The following is an 18,342-nucleotide window of genomic DNA, read 5'->3' on the forward strand; positions in this document are numbered from 1 at the left end:
TTCATAATGATTTTATTCTCAAACTTATCCTTAAAACGCGGTCAAAATTTACTCCTTGAAGATGCCAATGCAAGCATTAATCCAAAACAGAAAGTCGGATTAGTAGGCAAAAACGGCTGTGGAAAATCATCACTCTTTGCATTATTAAAAAAAGAATTACAACCTGAAGGCGGAGATGTGAATTATCCATCAAATTGGGCTGTCTCTTGGGTAAATCAGGAAACGCCTGCATTGGATATGTCCGCTTTGGATTATGTGATTGAGGGAGATCGTGTTTATTGTTCATTACAAAATGCCTTAGCAGAAGCCCATGACAAAAATGATGGCAATGCTATTGCACATATCCACGCGCAATTAGATACCATTGACGCTTGGACTATTCAATCGCGTGCATCAGCTTTATTACATGGTTTAGGTTTTTCACAAGAAGATTTGCAACGTTCGGTCAAATCCTTTTCGGGTGGTTGGCGCATGCGCTTAAACCTTGCACAAGCCTTACTTTGCCCTTCCGATTTATTGTTATTAGATGAACCCACCAACCACTTGGATTTGGATGCAGTAATTTGGTTAGAACGTTGGCTGCAACAATATCAAGGTACCTTGGTGTTAATTTCTCATGACCGCGATTTTCTCGATCCTATCGTGAATAAAATTTTGCATATTGAACAACAGAAAATTTATGAATATACCGGCGATTATTCTAGTTTTGAAATTCAGCGGGCAGAAAAATTAGCGCAACAAACCGCACTTTATCGTCAACAACAAGAAAAAATTGCGCATTTGCAAAAATACATTGATCGCTTTAAAGCAAAAGCGACTAAGGCGAAACAAGCTCAGAGCCGCGTAAAAGCGCTCGAAAGAATGGAACGAATCAGTCAAGCTCATGTGGATAATCCGTTCACCTTCCATTTCCGCGAGCCCATTTCTTTACCCAATCCTTTAGTGATGATTGAAAAAGCCAGCGCAGGTTACCTTGTGGATCAAAGTGCGGTGGAAATTTTACAAAAAATCAAACTCAATCTCGTGCCTGGCTCACGCATTGGTTTATTGGGTAAAAACGGCGCAGGGAAATCCACCTTAATTAAATTATTAGCAGGCGAACTGACTGCACTTTCAGGCAATGTTCAGCTCGCTAAAGGTGTACAACTGGGTTATTTTGCGCAACATCAACTGGATACCTTGCGTGCGGATGAAAGCGCGCTATGGCATTTGCAAAAATTAGCGCCACAGCAAACCGAACAAGAATTGCGCAATTATTTGGGTAGTTTTGCTTTCCATGGTGATAAAGTGAATGAATTAGTGAGTTCTTTCTCTGGTGGAGAGAAAGCACGTTTAGTTCTCGCCTTAATTGTGTGGCAACGCCCGAATTTATTATTACTGGATGAGCCAACCAACCATTTGGATTTAGATATGCGCCAAGCACTCACTGAGGCGTTAGTGGATTATCAAGGTTCATTGGTTGTGGTATCGCACGATCGCCATTTATTACGCAATACAGTGGAAGAATTTTATCTTGTGCATGATAAACAAGTGGAAGAATTTAATGGCGATTTAGAGGACTATGCAAAATGGCTTAATGAAGTAAACGCACAAGAAAAACGGGAAAGTGCGGTGAAAAATGAGCAAGTTTCCCCATCAAACAATGAAAATTCAAGTCAGCATCGCAAAGAACAAAAACGTCGTGAAGCGGAACTACGTCAGCAAACTGCGCCATTACGCAAACAAATTGATAAATTGGAACAACAAATGGCGACTCATACTCAGCAGTTAGCCGATATTGAGCAACAGCTAGCAGATACAGATCTCTATCAAGCAGAAAATAAAGAAAAATTAACCGCACTTTTAAACCAACAAATGCAATGCAAAAAGTCTTTGGAAGTAGTAGAAGCAGATTGGCTTGAAGCGCAAGAAGCTTTGGAGCAATTAATGGGAGAACAGCAATGAATCCATGGTTTTTGCTCGCCTGCGCTATCTGTATAGAAGTTGTCGGAACAAACTGCATTAAAGCAAGCGAAGGTTTCTCAAAACCCTTGCCCACAACGGTAGCAATTGTTGCCTTTGTTATCGCTCTTTACTTGCTTTCCATTATTACCAAAAGCTTGCCTATTGGGATTGTATATGCCGTATGGTCGGGCGTGGGCATTATACTGACTACTGTTGTTGCCTATTTCGCTTTTGGGCAGAAACCCGATCTTGCTGGTAGTATTGGCATAGCGATGATTATCGGCGGTGTATTAGTGATTAACCTCTTTTCTGGTGGTGCAAACCACTAAAAGTGCGGTGGATTTTTCTTTAGTTTTAAAATAACAAAGCGGACAATTGTCCGCTTTATGTTTACTGGATAGGTTACACATCATAAGTCGTTGAAGCGGTGTTTCCGCCACGGCCAGTCCAGTTGGTGTGGAAGAATTCGCCGCGTGGTTTGTCGGTACGTTCGTAGGTGTGCGCACCGAAGTAGTCACGCTGTGCTTGCAATAAATTCGCTGGCACTTTCTCGGAAGTGTAACCGTCTAAGAAGGTAATCGCACTTGCCATACAAGGCATAGGAATACCCACTTCAATGGATTTCGCCACCACTTTACGCCAGTCTGCCAACGCATTTTCTAAAATGCCTTTGAAGTAGTTGTCTGACCCCAAGAACACCAAATCAGGATTGGCTTCATAAGCATCACGAATGTTGCCTAAGAAACGGCTGCGGATGATACAACCTTCACGCCATAACAACGCTGTTGCTCCGTAGTTGATGTTCCAACCGAAGTTTTCAGACGCTTCACGAATCAGCATAAAACCTTGGGCATAAGAGATGATTTTTGACGCCAATAACGCTTTACGCACCGCTTCGATCCACACTTTTTTGTCGCCTTCCACCTTGCCAATGGTTTTATTGAACAGTTTAGATGCCGCCACACGTTGATCTTTAAACGATGACACGCAACGAGCGAAGACCGATTCGGTGATCAGTGTTAATGGAATACCAAAGTCTAACGCATTGATACCAGTCCATTTACCTGTGCCTTTTTGACCAGCGGTGTCTAAGATTTTTTCCACCAACGGTTCGCCGTCTGCGTCTTTATAGCCCAAAATATCCGTTGTAATATCAATCAGATAGCTATCTAGTTCGGTTTTTTTCCATTCAGCGAAAATTTGTTGCATTTCATCATAACTCAAACCCAAACCGTCTTTTAAGAATTGATAGGCTTCACAAATTAACTGCATATCGCCGTACTCAATGCCGTTATGCACCATTTTCACGAAATGCCCAGCCCCTTCTTTGCCAACCCAGTTACAGCAAGGCTCGCCTTTGTCGGTTTTAGCTGAAATCGCTTGTAAAATAGGTTTCACATATTGCCACGCTTCTTCGTTACCGCCTGGCATAATGGACGGTCCGTGACGCGCCCCTTCTTCACCGCCTGACACGCCAGATCCCACAAAGCGAAAGCCTTTTTCTGCTAAGGCTTTCACGCGGCGGTTGGTATCTGGATAGTTCGAGTTACCGCCGTCAATAATGATGTCGCCGGCTTCCAAGTGCGGTAGCAATGCCTCAATAAATTGATCCACCACATCACCCGCACGTACCATTAACATCACTTTGCGTGGTTTTTCCAATTTAGCTGCCAAATCTTCCAACGAATAGGCACCGATAATGTTCGTGCCTTTCGCCTCCCCTTCCAAAAACTCGTCCACTTTTGATGTGGTACGGTTATACGCCACCACTTTAAAACCGTGGTCGTTCATATTCAGAATTAAATTCTGCCCCATTACCGCTAAACCGATAACGCCGATATCGCCTTTTACTGACATTTTTTGCTCCTAAATGTATGTTTAAATGTTATTTAATAACAGGAATAGCATCTGGAAATATTAAGAAACATTCCCCGTTTTCTCTCTCTATTTCACTGATAATACCTTGAACTTCTATTTTTTCCTGTTTTTCTATTTTTTCTTTTGCCCACTCTGAATAAAATGAGTCGTAAATTTTTCCAAAATCTCCAATAACGTAAGTATTATCATCTAGTTTTAAAAGCATTCTCGCTCTCTTTTGATATTCCGATCTTTGTATATAATCACCAGGAAAAAGGGCACTATATTCTCTAACTATAATTAAAAACTCTGGAGAATCATATTTTATTGGAGTTCCTGTTATTGTAATCAATGCATTCGTATAATCTATTTCTGTATTTTTGCAGATTTGTTGTGGAGTATCGGTTATATTAGTTTTCACTTTATAATTTAAAGCGGATGTAAAATCTCTAACTTTTGATTTTATCGAGTTAAATGAACTATAAAAAGTTTTGTTTGAGCAAGCAGATAGCAATAAGACAGTTAATAAAATAGATTTAAATTTCATATATGTTCCTTAACTTAAAAAAACTTTATTATGATTACATATTAAAATTATTTTTAATAGTTTTACAAATTTTTCTCGAAATCTTACCCGTTGTCATAACAACTTCGCAGCCTCTTTATCCAAAATCCACTCCGTTACGCCATTTTTTGCTTTGATTTTAGCGGCTGGGTAAGGCAAGTTTTCTGCTGGTGTGGTTTGAATTTCTTTTAGAATTTCTGCTTTTGAACCACCTGTGACCAAATAACTAACCCGTTTGGCTTTTTTGATAAGTTGAGCGGTTTTGGAAATGCGGATTTGCCCTGTTTCGGGGTGTTTAGCAATCACGGCCACATTCGGATCGTTAAAATCGGTTTGGTTTGGGAAAAGCGATGCCGTGTGCCCGTCTGTGCCCATTCCTAAAATGATCCAGTCAAACTCAAGGTTAGGAACACAATCCGTCAGTTCTTGTGAAAATCTTGCAAGTTCTTGTTCCACAGGCTGTTCGCCACGAATGCGATGAATATTTTGGGCTGGGATTTGGATATGATCGAACAACAATTTTTGCACTTCGCCGTAGTTACTTTCGGGATCGTTTGGCTCGACCATTCGATCATCGCCCCACCAAAAATGCAGATTTTCCCACCGCACTTTTTCGGCAAAAGACGATTGAGCGAGCGTTTTAAACAGCAGTTTTGGCGTTGAGCCACCTGAAAGGGAAATATGCACAGGGCGGTTTTGTTGGCTGTATGTGATAAATTCTTGGGCGATTTGCTCAACAGCGTGTTGGGCGGTGTCAAAAATGTGGGTGTTCATTGCTATTCCTTTTTATTGGACGCCAGCGTGGCGTCCCTACAAATACTGTGATTTAAGATCGGCGTGAAAAATGGTAGGGACGCCACGCTGGCGTCCGCTTTACATTACACTTTCTTCTTCATCAATCCACTTGGTTTACGCCATACTCTGCCGTGTTTTGCAATGAGTTTATCGGCTTCGGATGGACCCCAAGTGCCAGCTTCGTATTCGTACACCCTGCCATTTTCGGCTTTGTAGTCCAAAATCGGTTGCACGAATTTCCAGCAGGCGTGAACGGCATCGGTGCGGGCAAACAGGGTGGCATCGCCTTTGATCGCATCTAACAGCAAGCGTTCGTAAGCGGTTAGCAGGCTTGGCGAAGCTAGATCAGCATAGCGGAAATCCATTGAGACTTCTTTAGATTCAAATCCAGCCCCTGGTTTTTTCAAGCCAAAACGCATTGAAATGCCTTCGTCTGGTTGAATACGGATAACCAATTTGTTGTCAGGGGCATTTTGGCTAAATACAGGATGTGGCGTAGTTTTAAAGTGAATCACCACTTCGGTTACACGAGTTGCCAATCGTTTGCCTGTGCGAACATAAAAAGGCACGCCAGCCCAACGCCAGTTCTCGATTTCACAACGCACCGCCATAAAGGTTTCGGTGTTTGATTCCGCAGGCACGCCTTTTTCTTGTAAGTAGCCTTTCACGCTTTCACCATTGATTGTGCCAGTGGCGTATTGCCCTAGCACCAAGTTGTTTTTGATGTCCTCATTAGAAAGCGGACGCAAGCAATGCAACACTTTTGCCACTTCAGAACGCATTGAATCCGCATCAATCATCGCAGGTGGCTCCATTGCGACCATTGCGAGCACTTGCAATAAGTGGTTTTGGAACATATCACGCATTGCCCCTGAACCATCGTAATAACCGCCACGTTCTTCCACGCCAATGGATTCTGCCCCTGTGATTTCCACATAATCAATAAAATTGCGGTTCCAAAGCGGTTCAAACAAGCCGTTAGAAAAACGTAGTACAAGCAAGTTTTGCACCGTTTCTTTGCCTAAATAGTGGTCGATACGGTAGATTTGATGCTCTTCAAAATAGCGGTGCATTTGTAAATCTAGCTCTTTGGCGGTTCGCATATCGTAGCCGAACGGTTTTTCCACAATGATGCGTTTCCAACCAAATTCTTCGGTATTTAGTCCGTGTGCTGCAAGGCATTCAGGAATCACAGAATAGAGGCTTGGTGGGGTAGAAAGGTAGTAAAGGGTATTGCCACCCGTGTGATATTTATCGTGCAACTCATCTAAACGGGGAACGAGTTTGCCGTAATCGAGAACTTCTGATGTATTTAGCGATTGGTATTCTAAATGGGAAAGAAACTTGTTCAGTGTTTCACCATTTGCATCCTCATGCGCAATTAATGCTTCTCTGATCTTAAGACGAAATTCTTCATCATTCATCGCTGTACGGGCGACACCTAGAACCGCGAAATTCTCTGATAAACGCCCGATTTTATATAAGTTATAAAGTGCGGGGATTAGCTTACGATGGGTAAGATCTCCTGAGGCACCAAAAATAACGATACAACAATTTTCTATATTCATATTTAGTTCCGTAAATAATGTTAACCCTTTGGTTATTTGAGCTGTTCAAAGTGAAAAATATGTTGCCAATTTAATGTCATGTCAGCACACATAACAAAATCTGGATTCACAAAAGTATCTCTTTGATTATAAGTAAGAGATGCAAAATGAGGATCAAAAATAACACCATTCACTTCTTGTAATAGGATTTCTGCAGCTGCGGTATCCCATTCGCCCGTTCGACCTAAACGCACATAACAATCCGCGGTCCCATCCGCCACAAGTGCGCTTTTAAGCCCACTAGAGCCATAAATCAAAAATTCATGAGCAAAATTCTTCGGTAAAATTGACCGCACTTTTTCCTTTTTATTTGCTGAACCCAGTACAATTTTCAACGGTTCGGTCAAATCAATTTTTCGTTTTGGTAAAGAGGTAATTTGTTGACCTTGTTTACGATAAGCACCAAAGCCAGCCATTGCATAATAGGTTGATTGTAAAATAGGTGCATGAATGACACCTAAAATTGGACGGTTTTTATGTACTAATGAAATGAGAATTGCGAATTGATCTGTTCTATCAATGAAATTTTGCGTACCATCCAAGGGATCTATCAACCAGTAAGTATCCCAATTCATTCGCTGTTCAAGAGGAATATTACAATTTTCTTCTGATAAGATGGGAATTGTTGGGGTTAATTCAGACAATCGTTGCATTAAAAACTGACTAAGAAATAAATCGGCTTCAGTCACTGGTGTGTTATCCGATTTATTATAAACTTTCACTGATTTTAGATAAAAGTCAGCTAATATCTCACCAGCTTCAGCAGTTATTGCAAGTACAGCATTAAGAAATTGCTCTGTCAAATACATGAAAATAACCCGAGATCAGAAAAGAATAACAATAGTTTAACAAATTTGTTCTTTAATCACGAGGTATTATAACTAAATAATCAAATTCAAAAGGAATGACCACTAAAACTTCACATTTTCCCACCGCACTTTTTTCTGTTTTTTGTTTCTGCTTTCTCTTTTTTCAAAAAACAAAAATCCCAGCCATCTCTGACTGGGATTCTCTTTCTCTCTTATTCAAAACCTGGCGGTGTCCTACTCTCACATGGGGAAACCCCACACTACCATCGGCGTTACAGCGTTTCACTTCTAAGTTCGGCATGGATTAGGTGGGTCCACTGCACTATCGCCGCCAAGATTATTCCTTCGATGTCTTTATCTATCTATTTATCGTTCTTTTCTATCACTCTTTATCAAAAACCAAAAACAAGCCTCAAACTTTCAATCTCTTCTCTCTCGTCTAAGTCCAACCCAAAAACAATTCAGGTTGTATAGTTAAGCCTCTCGGGCAATTAGTATGGGTTAGCTCAACGTCTCGCAACGCTTACACATCCCACCTATCTACGTCGTAGTCTACAACAACCCTTACCAACTTAAAGTCGGGGATGACTCATCTTGAGGCAAGTTTCGTGCTTAGATGCTTTCAGCACTTATCTCTTCCGCATTTAGCTACCCAGCAATGCCTCTGGCGAGACAACTGGAACACCAGTGATGCGTCCACTCCGGTCCTCTCGTACTAGGAGCAGCCCCTCTCAATCATCCAACGCCCACGGCAGATAGGGACCGAACTGTCTCACGACGTTCTAAACCCAGCTCGCGTACCACTTTAAATGGCGAACAGCCATACCCTTGGGACCTACTTCAGCCCCAGGATGTGATGAGCCGACATCGAGGTGCCAAACACCGCCGTCGATATGAACTCTTGGGCGGTATCAGCCTGTTATCCCCGGAGTACCTTTTATCCGTTGAGCGATGGCCCTTCCATTCAGAACCACCGGATCACTATGACCTGCTTTCGCACCTGCTCGACTTGTCTGTCTCGCAGTTAAGCTTGCTTATACCATTGCACTAACCTGACGATGTCCGACCGTCATTAGCAAACCTTCGTGCTCCTCCGTTACTCTTTGGGAGGAGACCGCCCCAGTCAAACTACCCACCAGACACTGTCCGAGAACGCGTTCCACGTCCTTCGTTAGAACATCAAACGTTAAAGGGTGGTATTTCAAGGACGCCTCCACAATCACTGGCGTGACTGCTTCTTAGGCTCCCACCTATCCTACACATCAAAATTCAATGTTCAGTGTCAAGCTATAGTAAAGGTTCACGGGGTCTTTCCGTCTAGCCGCGGGTACACCGCATCTTCACGGCGATTTCAATTTCACTGAGTCTCGGGTGGAGACAGCCTGGCCATCATTATGCCATTCGTGCAGGTCGGAACTTACCCGACAAGGAATTTCGCTACCTTAGGACCGTTATAGTTACGGCCGCCGTTTACTGGGGCTTCGATCAGGAGCTTCTCTTTCGATAACACCATCAATTAACCTTCCAGCACCGGGCAGGCATCACACCCTATACGTCCACTTTCGTGTTTGCAGAGTGCTGTGTTTTTAATAAACAGTTGCAGCCAGCTGGTATCTTCGACCGGTTCACCCTTCGTCCGCAAGGGACTACAAGCTACGCCGGCGCACCTTCTCCCGAAGTTACGGTGCTATTTTGCCTAGTTCCTTCACCCGAGTTCTCTCAAGCGCCTGAGTATTCTCTACCTGACCACCTGTGTCGGTTTTCAGTACGGTTTAGATAAACCTGAAGCTTAGTGGCTTTTCCTGGAAGCGTGGTATCAGTTACTTCAGTGCCGTAGCACCTCGTCATCAGTTCTCGGTGTTAAGAGAGTCCGGATTTGCCTAAACTCTCCACCTACCGCCTTAAACAGACATCCAACAGTCTGCTAACCTAACCTTCTCCGTCCCCACATCGCAGTTTATCCAAGTACGGGAATATTAACCCGTTTCCCATCGACTACGCTTTTCAGCCTCGCCTTAGGGGCCGACTCACCCTGCCCCGATTAACGTTGGACAGGAACCCTTGGTCTTCCGGCGAACGAGTTTTTCACTCGTTTTGTCGTTACTTATGTCAGCATTCGCACTTGTGATACGTCCAGCAAACCTCTCGATTCACCTTCTTCCGCTTACACAACGCTCCCCTACCCAACAATGTTTCCATTGATGCCGCAGCTTCGGTGACTAATTTAGCCCCGTTACATCTTCCGCGCAGGCCGACTCGACTAGTGAGCTATTACGCTTTCTTTAAATGATGGCTGCTTCTAAGCCAACATCCTAGCTGTCTAAGCCTTCCCACTTCGTTTCCCACTTAACTAGTACTTTGGGACCTTAGCTGGCGGTCTGGGTTGTTTCCCTCTCCACGATGAACGTTAGCACCCACCGTGTGTCTCCTATGCATTACTCTTCGGTATTCGCAGTTTGCATCGGGTTGGTAATCCGGGATGGACCCCTAGCCGAAACAGTGCTCTACCCCCGAAGGTATTCACATAAGGCTCTACCTAAATAGATTTCGGGGAGAACCAGCTATCTCCCGGTTTGATTGGCCTTTCACCCCCAGCCACAAGTCATCCGCTAATTTTTCAACATTAGTCGGTTCGGTCCTCCAATTAGTGTTACCCAATCTTCAACCTGCCCATGGCTAGATCACCGGGTTTCGGGTCTATACCTTGCAACTAATCGCCCAGTTAAGACTCGGTTTCCCTTCGGCTCCCTTATTCAGTTAACCTCGCTACAAAATATAAGTCGCTGACCCATTATACAAAAGGTACGCAGTCACCCATAAGGGCTCCCACTGCTTGTACGTACAAGGTTTCAGGTTCTATTTCACTCCCCTCACCGGGGTTCTTTTCGCCTTTCCTTCACAGTACTGGTTCACTATCGGTCAATCAGGAGTATTTAGCCTTGGAGGATGGTCCCCCCATCTTCAAACAGGATATCACGTGTCCCGCCCTACTTATCGTAAGCTTAGTACTTCAACCATGACTTCGAGTACGGGATTATCACCCTCTGTGATTGTGCTTCCCAGCACATTCCTCTGTCATCGCTGATATCACTTACTGGCTCTTCCACTTTCGCTCGCCGCTACTCACAGAATCTCGGTTGATTTCTTTTCCTCGGGGTACTTAGATGTTTCAGTTCTCCCGGTTTGCCTCATTAACCTATGGATTCAGTTAATGATAGTAGATTCTTCATCTACTGGGTTTCCCCATTCGGATATCTCGGATTAAACGCCTCTTATCGACTCATCCAAGCTTTTCGCAGATTAGCACGTCCTTCTTCGCCTCTGATTGCCAAGGCATCCACCTTGTACGCTTAGTCACTTAACTATACAACCTCAATTATTCTTGAGACGTCTCATCACTAAACACTTAGCTGCCTTTCTCAGCTAAGATTTTTTCTCTACTCAGACTTTCTTTCGAAAATCTCTCAGTTTTTCAGCTTGTTTCCTGGTTTTTAAAGAACAATTTTCAAGATATTCATCTTTCGATAAAACATCATGACAAAATAAACTGCTTATAATTTACTTTGTCATGATGTTGGTGGAGATAAGCGGGATCGAACCGCTGACCTCCTGCGTGCAAGGCAGGCGCTCTCCCAGCTGAGCTATATCCCCATATCATGACTTCCTTTTAGCTTTCACTCTCTCGAGTGGTGGGTCTGAGTGGACTTGAACCACCGACCTCACCCTTATCAGGGGTGCGCTCTAACCACCTGAGCTACAGACCCAAAAGGAGTTGGTTTCTTCTATTTCATATCAAACAATCTGTGTGAGCACTTATCAAGCTTGTCTTTGTGTAAGGAGGTGATCCAACCGCAGGTTCCCCTACGGTTACCTTGTTACGACTTCACCCCAGTCATGAATCATACCGTGGTAAACGCCCCCCAAAAGGTTAAGCTATCTACTTCTGGTACAACCCACTCCCATGGTGTGACGGGCGGTGTGTACAAGGCCCGGGAACGTATTCACCGCAACATTCTGATTTGCGATTACTAGCGATTCCGACTTCATGGAGTCGAGTTGCAGACTCCAATCCGGACTACGATGCACTTTCTGAGATTCGCTCCAGGTCGCCCTTTCGCCGCCCTCTGTATGCACCATTGTAGCACGTGTGTAGCCCTACTCGTAAGGGCCATGATGACTTGACGTCATCCCCACCTTCCTCCAGTTTATCACTGGCAGTCTCCTTTGAGTTCCCGACCGAATCGCTGGCAACAAAGGATAAGGGTTGCGCTCGTTGCGGGACTTAACCCAACATTTCACAACACGAGCTGACGACAGCCATGCAGCACCTGTCTCAGAGCTCCCGAAGGCACACTCGCATCTCTGCAAGCTTCTCTGGATGTCAAGAGTAGGTAAGGTTCTTCGCGTTGCATCGAATTAAACCACATGCTCCACCGCTTGTGCGGGCCCCCGTCAATTCATTTGAGTTTTAACCTTGCGGCCGTACTCCCCAGGCGGTCGATTTATCACGTTAGCTTCGGGCACCAAACTTAAAGTCCAATCCCCAAATCGACAGCGTTTACAGCGTGGACTACCAGGGTATCTAATCCTGTTTGCTCCCCACGCTTTCGCACATGAGCGTCAGTACATTCCCAAGGGGCTGCCTTCGCCTTCGGTATTCCTCCACATCTCTACGCATTTCACCGCTACACGTGGAATTCTACCCCTCCCTAAAGTACTCTAGCGACCCAGTCTGAAATGCAATTCCTAGGTTAAGCCCAGGGATTTCACATCTCACTTAAATCACCGCCTGCGTGCCCTTTACGCCCAGTTATTCCGATTAACGCTCGCACCCTCCGTATTACCGCGGCTGCTGGCACGGAGTTAGCCGGTGCTTCTTCTGTAGTTAACGTCAATCAAGCTTGCTATTAACAAACTCGCCTTCCTCGCTACCGAAAGAACTTTACAACCCGAAGGCCTTCTTCATTCACGCGGCATGGCTGCGTCAGGGTTCCCCCCATTGCGCAATATTCCCCACTGCTGCCTCCCGTAGGAGTCTGGGCCGTGTCTCAGTCCCAGTGTGGCTGGTCATCCTCTCAGACCAGCTAGAGATCGCGGGCTTGGTAAGCCGTTACCTTACCAACTACCTAATCCCACTTGGGCTCATCTTATGGCAACTGGACCGAAGTTCCCAGTCTTTAATCCTTAGACATTACGCGGTATTAGCTACAGTTTCCCGTAGTTATCCCCCTCCATAAGCCAGATTCCCAAGCATTACTCACCCGTCCGCCACTCGTCAGCAAGAAAGCAAGCTTTCTCCTGTTACCGTCCGACTTGCATGTGTTAAGCCTGCCGCCAGCGTTCAATCTGAGCCATGATCAAACTCTTCAATTTAAAAAGTTTAATCGCTCAATAAACTGCTTAGCTTAGTTTACATTCGTTTCAACATAATTTTTATCACATCGAAACTATAATGAATTTCTAGTTTAAGCACTTATTCAGTCTTTATTTAATTTCTTCTAAACAAATCTTCAACAAGTGCCCACACAGATTGTCTGATATCTTTTTAAAGAACAAAAAATAACGACACACTGCTTATTTTACATCTTCACAACAGCGTGTCGTTGTGTGCTGCGTATTATATGCAAATAAAAAACCTTTGCAAGTATTTTTTAATAAAAATTTACTAAAAAATTACACAACTTTACAAATGATTAATTTATGGTCTATATCTTAGTGATCTTAGACTCGCTAAAGCTAATTTTTTATTCACTTCAGCAAAACCTTCATCCTTCTCAACCTCAGTTAATAATTCCACATATTTATTCTTTAATGCAGCAAATGTTTTCCAAAACATATGACTTGTTACAAAAATCCCTTTTGATTTAATCAAGACATACGCATCTGCAGCACCAACTTCACGCAGTTGAGATATTGTTGTAATACCGACCTTTGCCAATAAACGCTCATATTTAAGTGACAAATTAGGCAATCTTCTAATAAGTTCTGCTTTTTCTAATGCTTCTTGCAACTTTTCATCTTCTATTTGACGTAAAGATGCGTGCATCATTTCGAGTAAAATATGATTTTTATCCTCATCAATAATATACTCGCTAGGAATTTGATAATAATCCTTTATTTTTAAATTACTGGGGATACCATCCCGATCCCATCGAATAGCGCCAATTTTTTCAACATCATTTGCTAGCTTTCCTTTTGCACGAAGGTAAAAACATCCCTTCTTACAAATTGCAAACATATGATTATTATGGAAAATGCCAATACCAGAAAACAATCTCTGAGCCTTAACTTCGCCTAATAAAGACGTTAATTTTTCATATAAATTGGTTATATTCATAATTACTTCCTTATATCAATTTTCCCTATATAAAAAGCAAATACTGACATAGCATAGCTACCATAAAAGGCAATAACTTATTGACGATTATCGTAAATAGAGTTACTGCCTCATTTCCATTTAAGATCGACCTCCTGTCGTTTAATAAACCATAAAAAAATTGCGTGGTATATAAGGCATTCCAGATTTTGGAATGCCTATCACAAAATTAGATGACTTCGCTGATTTTTACAGGACGACCTTCATCTAAAGATTTCTTCGCAGCTAAAGCAATTAGAACTGGTTGTAAACCATCATTACCATTTACCAATGTTGGTTTATCATTCACAATTGAATCAACGAAACAAGCAATTTCGTCTGCAAATGACTGCATATATCTTTCTAGGAAGAAATATTTTGGTTTTTCTGCAATCACACCTGAAGCACAAGAATAAACTGCGGTAGAATCTGTATCATTTTTTGTTTGTACAGCGCCTTTAGAACCAAACACTTCTGCACGTTGGTCATAGCCATAAACCGCTTTACGGCTATTATCAATGACACCAATCGCGCCATTTTTGAGTTTTAACGTGATAATTGCGGTATCAATGTCACCAGCTTTACCAATTTCAGGATTCACTAATACACCACCTGCAGCATACACTTCTTCCACTTCGCTACCAGATAAATAGCGAATCATATCAAAGTCATGGATTGTCATATCAAAGAACATACCACCAGATACTTTTACATATTCAATTGGTGGCGCATCTGGGTCACGAGAAGTCACACGAATAATATGTGGCTCACCAATATCACCTGCCACAACACGATCTTTAATTGCTTTAAAGTTATGGTCAAATCGACGGTTAAATCCGACTTGGAATTTCACGCCAGCTTTCTCAACCGCGGTTAAAACTTCACGAATTTTTACAGGATCTGCATCAACTGGTTTTTCGCAGAACACATGTTTTCCTGCTTGCGCAGCTTCAATAGAAATTGGCGCGTGTGTATTTGTTGAAGAACAAACTAATACCGCATCAATTTCTGGATCTTGTAAAATTTGGCGATAATCTTCATAAACATTAGGAATCCCCATGCCTTTTGCCCATTCTTTTAATTCTTCTGTTACTCTCACATCTGAAATAGCTTTAATTTCAGCACCTTTCACATATTTAGTAATACTTTCTGAATGAACGCGACCGATACGACCTGCGCCAATAATACCGACTTTAATCATTTTCGTTCTCCTTAAATTCCAGCAACATCTTTAATATATTTACGACCTTTAATTGCATATTCTAACGGATTTGCAATTGCGGGATCTTGTTCAGCTTCAACAACCATCCAGCCCTTGTAGTCATGTTTTTCTAAAATGTCAAAAATAGGTTTGAAATCAATCACACCATCACCAGGCACAGTAAATGTCCCTTTACGTACACCTTCTAAGAAACTTAAATTATTTGCTTTGACTTCAGCAACCACTTCATCGCGCACATCTTTTAAATGAACATGGCAAATACGATCAATGTATTTTTCTAATACAGCTAACATCGCTTTTTGACAGCCTTCTGAATAGTACAAATGACCTGAATCGAATAATAAATACACATCATCATTTGTAATTGCCATGTATTTATCGATTTCTGCTGGTGTTTGTACCCCTGTTCCCATATGGTGGTGCAAACTCACTTTCATTCCTTTTTCAGCCGCTAATTTAGCTAATTCATTGTAACCTTCTGCTAATAATTTCCAATCTTCTTCTGAGAAAACAGGTTTTTCATTAAATACAGATTTAGTTGTGCCTTGAATACTACGGCTTTGCTCTGAACAACCAATAACTTTAGCACCCATTGCATGTAAAAAGTCACGATGCGCAATAAATTCTTTAATTGTTTGTTCTTTTTTACCATCAACGAAGAATGTACTGAACCATGCATTACAAATTTGAATACCACGTACATCCAATTTACGTTTTAGTACCTCAACATCACGAGGATATTTATTACCAACTTCACTTCCAGTAAAGCCTGCTAACGCCATCTCACTCACGCATTGTTCAAAGGTATTTTCTTTGCCCAAATCTGGCATATCATCATTAGTCCAACCAATTGGCGCAATACCTAATTTTACATTTTCAGCTTTCATAATATTTTCCTCTTAAAAAGAATGACTCAATTGAAGGTGGTAGGAAATATTTTCCTACCTTAATTTAATAAATCATTAATAACGTCTTGCTTCATCAATACGTTTTACCGCATTTTCATACACTTTTTGGATAGATTCTTTTTCGGACACTTCTGCCACACCAACGTGCCACCAGCTACCATAACCATGTACCATTGTTTTTGGTAAAACTTTGATATCAATTAATGTAGAAACCGTTTGTTTCTTCGCATCTTCCAACGCAGCACGAAGTTCTTGTTCATTAGTAACTTTATAAGTTTTGCAACCGTAAGACGCTGCATTCATAGCAAAATCAACAGGTACAAAACCACCATCAAGTTGACCTGTTGTTTCATTTCTGAAACGGAATTCAGTAGCAAAACTATCCATACCATGACCAATTTGTAAATTATTAATACAGCCATTCGTCATATTATCGAACAACACTACATTAATTTTTTTGTTCTCTTGAATAGATGTCACTAATTCAGAATGAAGCATCATGTAAGAACCATCGCCTAATAAGGTATAAACGTTACGATGAGGTTCCGCAATTTTCACCCCTAAAGACGCATTGACTTCATAACCCATACAAGAATAACCATATTCTAAATGGTAGGTATTTTCGCCTTTAGATTGCCATGTGCGCTGTAAATCACCCGGCAAACTGCCCGCCGCACCGACAATAACGTCATTTTCCCCTAAGGTTTCATTTAAAATACCCAATACGCGACTTTGCGTTAAATAAGATTTGGTTAAATTAATGAATTCTTCATAGACTTTCTCACGATTTAAATTGTCGTTTACTTCTGGTACAAAGTCTTTTCCAGTGTAAGTTACGTTATATACGCGAGCTAATTCGTCGGCAAATTGCTGTTTAGCTTCTGCAATACGATTGCCCCATTGCGCTTTATAATTTGTTGGTGCTAAAAGTGCGGTTAATTTTAACAATGTTTCTTTCGCATCAGCGGTAACCTGAACACCATCTAATTTATAAGCATCAAAGCGCGCAATATTAATATTTAAGAAACTCACATCAGGATTTTGGAAAATCCATTTAGATGAAGTAGTAAAGTCGGTATAACGCGTACCCACACCAATCACTAAATCTGCTTCTTTTGCTAATAAATTTGCACTTAAGCAACCTGTTTCACCGACACCACCAACATTGAAAGGATAATCAGAAACCACCGCACTTTTACCTGCTTGCGTTTCCGCAAATGGAATATCAAATGCTTCGGCAAAGGCTTTTAATTGCTCTGCAGCTTCTGAATATCGAACACCACCACCACAAATAATTAATGGTTTTTTCTTACGTTGAATTAACTCAATCGCTTGTTTTAACATCGCTTCTGTTGGCGGCGTACGCTCAATGCGATGAATACGTTTTTGTAAGAAATATTCAGGGAAATCATAGGCTTCACCTTGCACATCTTGTGGTAATGCTAAAGTCACCGCACCTGTTTCCGCAGGATCGGTTAAAACTCGCATTGCATTAATACAAGCTGTCATTAATTGTTCTGGACGAGAAACACGATCCCAATATTTACTAACCGCTTTGAATGCATCATTAGTACTAATGCTTAAATCATAGGTTTGTTCTATTTGTTGTAAAACAGGATCCGGTTGACGAGTAGCAAAGACATCGCCCGGTAATAAAAGAAGTGGAATACGATTTGCTGTGGCAGTCGCAGCTGCAGTAATCATATTGGCAGCACCTGGACCAACAGAAGAAGTACAAGCCATAATTTGTTTACGTAATTTTTGCTTTGCAAAGCCCATCGCAACATGAGCCATACCTTGCTCATTACGCCCTTGTCGTACAACTAAATCGCCCGAATCTTGTTCAAGCGCTTGTCCTAAGCCTAATACATTACCATGACCAAAAATACCAAAAATGCCCTCAACAAACTTCGTTACCTTTCCATCAAATTCAACATATTGGTTATCAAGAAATTTAACTAATGCTTGCGCAACGGTTAATCGAACTGTTTTCATATTAATACTCCAAATCAAAGGGATGAATATATGGTTGCAGTATAGCCCATCCCTTTTTCATTTCAAGCTTATTGAAATAAAAATTTCATTTTTGCGACATAGATCAAAATTTCTTATCTTTACAACATAAAAACCCAATTAGGCCAAGCAAAATATATTGACTTCAATATGTTCACATATCACATAAATTCGCTGAAACACCCTTAATTTTGTGATCAATCTCCCAAATATAATTTTTAAATTCAAAAAATATGAAATAAATATTTCAAAATGATTTTTTGTTAT

The 18,342-nt window shown here is 41.8% G+C and carries 11 protein-coding genes, 2 tRNA genes and 3 rRNA genes; 2 read left to right on the top strand and 14 right to left on the bottom strand.

Annotated elements, in window-relative coordinates; genetic code table 11:
* The first annotated feature begins 6 nt into the window (after positions 1-6).
* The gene (locus tag ACUXZ4_RS01110) at positions 7-1,944 is read left to right on the top strand and encodes an ABC transporter ATP-binding protein (protein WP_464973230.1); all 1,938 of its coding nucleotides are present in this window, start codon (positions 7-9) and stop codon (positions 1,942-1,944) included.
* Positions 1,941-2,273 (top strand): DMT family transporter, encoded by a 333-nt coding sequence (locus ACUXZ4_RS01115; RefSeq protein ID WP_464973231.1) that lies wholly within the window; start codon positions 1,941-1,943, stop codon positions 2,271-2,273. The genes ACUXZ4_RS01110 and ACUXZ4_RS01115 overlap by 4 nt, the downstream gene beginning before the upstream one ends.
* A 73-nt stretch (positions 2,274-2,346) precedes the next feature.
* Here the strand turns inward: ACUXZ4_RS01115 and gnd are convergent, their stop codons facing one another.
* The 14 genes from gnd to iolD form a co-directional block, all read right to left on the bottom strand.
* On the bottom strand, positions 2,347-3,801 hold the full coding sequence (gene gnd / locus ACUXZ4_RS01120; RefSeq protein WP_464973232.1) for a decarboxylating NADP(+)-dependent phosphogluconate dehydrogenase: 1,455 nt from the start codon (positions 3,799-3,801) through the stop codon (positions 2,347-2,349).
* Positions 3,802-3,829: 28 nt separating this feature from the next.
* The gene (locus ACUXZ4_RS01125) at positions 3,830-4,348 is read right to left on the bottom strand and encodes a hypothetical protein (protein ID WP_464973233.1); all 519 of its coding nucleotides are present in this window, start codon (positions 4,346-4,348) and stop codon (positions 3,830-3,832) included.
* 93 nt (positions 4,349-4,441) lie between these two features.
* Entirely contained in the window at positions 4,442-5,140 is a 699-nt protein-coding gene (gene pgl / locus ACUXZ4_RS01130; RefSeq protein ID WP_464973234.1) for a 6-phosphogluconolactonase, read from the bottom strand.
* 104 nt (positions 5,141-5,244) lie between these two features.
* The gene (gene zwf / locus ACUXZ4_RS01135) at positions 5,245-6,729 is read right to left on the bottom strand and encodes a glucose-6-phosphate dehydrogenase (RefSeq protein WP_464973235.1); all 1,485 of its coding nucleotides are present in this window, start codon (positions 6,727-6,729) and stop codon (positions 5,245-5,247) included.
* 32 nt (positions 6,730-6,761) lie between these two features.
* Positions 6,762-7,577: a 3'(2'),5'-bisphosphate nucleotidase CysQ gene (cysQ, locus tag ACUXZ4_RS01140; protein ID WP_464973236.1), complete on the bottom strand. Its 816-nt coding sequence runs from the start codon at positions 7,575-7,577 to the stop codon at positions 6,762-6,764.
* A gap of 221 nt (positions 7,578-7,798) precedes the next feature.
* Positions 7,799-7,913, bottom strand: a 5S ribosomal RNA gene (gene rrf, locus ACUXZ4_RS01145).
* A 134-nt stretch (positions 7,914-8,047) separates the two neighbouring features.
* Positions 8,048-10,941: ribosomal RNA gene (locus ACUXZ4_RS01150) — 23S ribosomal RNA — on the bottom strand.
* Positions 10,942-11,152: 211 nt separating this feature from the next.
* A tRNA-Ala gene (locus ACUXZ4_RS01155) sits at positions 11,153-11,228 on the bottom strand.
* Positions 11,229-11,264: 36 nt separating this feature from the next.
* Positions 11,265-11,341: transfer RNA gene (locus ACUXZ4_RS01160), tRNA-Ile, on the bottom strand.
* A 69-nt stretch (positions 11,342-11,410) separates the two neighbouring features.
* A 16S ribosomal RNA gene (locus ACUXZ4_RS01165) occupies positions 11,411-12,950 on the bottom strand.
* The 16S, 23S and 5S rRNA genes sit together here with 2 tRNA genes alongside, the layout of an rRNA operon.
* 325 nt (positions 12,951-13,275) lie before the next feature.
* Positions 13,276-13,914: a TfoX/Sxy family DNA transformation protein gene (locus ACUXZ4_RS01170; protein WP_464973237.1), complete on the bottom strand. Its 639-nt coding sequence runs from the start codon at positions 13,912-13,914 to the stop codon at positions 13,276-13,278.
* Between the two features lie 208 nt (positions 13,915-14,122).
* Positions 14,123-15,133, bottom strand: a complete 1,011-nt coding sequence (iolG, locus tag ACUXZ4_RS01175) for an inositol 2-dehydrogenase (RefSeq protein ID WP_464973238.1) — start codon at positions 15,131-15,133, stop codon at positions 14,123-14,125.
* Between the two features lie 11 nt (positions 15,134-15,144).
* A complete protein-coding gene (gene iolE / locus ACUXZ4_RS01180; RefSeq protein ID WP_464973239.1) occupies positions 15,145-16,041 on the bottom strand; it encodes a myo-inosose-2 dehydratase in 897 nt (298 codons plus the stop codon).
* Between the two features lie 75 nt (positions 16,042-16,116).
* Positions 16,117-18,057: a 3D-(3,5/4)-trihydroxycyclohexane-1,2-dione acylhydrolase (decyclizing) gene (gene iolD, locus ACUXZ4_RS01185; RefSeq protein WP_464973240.1), complete on the bottom strand. Its 1,941-nt coding sequence runs from the start codon at positions 18,055-18,057 to the stop codon at positions 16,117-16,119.
* Positions 18,058-18,342: the final 285 nt, after the last annotated feature.

It is taken from the genome of Reella acinonychis, from assembly GCF_052828705.1.

What these genes read in the sequence shown, in the direction of transcription:
- ACUXZ4_RS01170 (WP_464973237.1), bottom strand. Translation starts at nt 13,914, where the DNA reads ATGAATATAACCAATTTATATGAAAAATTAACGTCTTTATTAGGCGAA.
- iolD (WP_464973240.1), bottom strand. Translation starts at nt 18,057, where the DNA reads ATGAAAACAGTTCGATTAACCGTTGCGCAAGCATTAGTTAAATTTCTT.
- gnd (WP_464973232.1), bottom strand. Translation starts at nt 3,801, where the DNA reads ATGTCAGTAAAAGGCGATATCGGCGTTATCGGTTTAGCGGTAATGGGG.
- ACUXZ4_RS01110 (WP_464973230.1), top strand. Translation starts at nt 7, where the DNA reads ATGATTTTATTCTCAAACTTATCCTTAAAACGCGGTCAAAATTTACTC.
- cysQ (WP_464973236.1), bottom strand. Translation starts at nt 7,577, where the DNA reads ATGTATTTGACAGAGCAATTTCTTAATGCTGTACTTGCAATAACTGCT.
- iolE (WP_464973239.1), bottom strand. Translation starts at nt 16,041, where the DNA reads ATGAAAGCTGAAAATGTAAAATTAGGTATTGCGCCAATTGGTTGGACT.
- ACUXZ4_RS01125 (WP_464973233.1), bottom strand. Translation starts at nt 4,348, where the DNA reads ATGAAATTTAAATCTATTTTATTAACTGTCTTATTGCTATCTGCTTGC.
- zwf (WP_464973235.1), bottom strand. Translation starts at nt 6,729, where the DNA reads ATGAATATAGAAAATTGTTGTATCGTTATTTTTGGTGCCTCAGGAGAT.
- pgl (WP_464973234.1), bottom strand. Translation starts at nt 5,140, where the DNA reads ATGAACACCCACATTTTTGACACCGCCCAACACGCTGTTGAGCAAATC.
- ACUXZ4_RS01115 (WP_464973231.1), top strand. Translation starts at nt 1,941, where the DNA reads ATGAATCCATGGTTTTTGCTCGCCTGCGCTATCTGTATAGAAGTTGTC.
- iolG (WP_464973238.1), bottom strand. Translation starts at nt 15,133, where the DNA reads ATGATTAAAGTCGGTATTATTGGCGCAGGTCGTATCGGTCGCGTTCAT.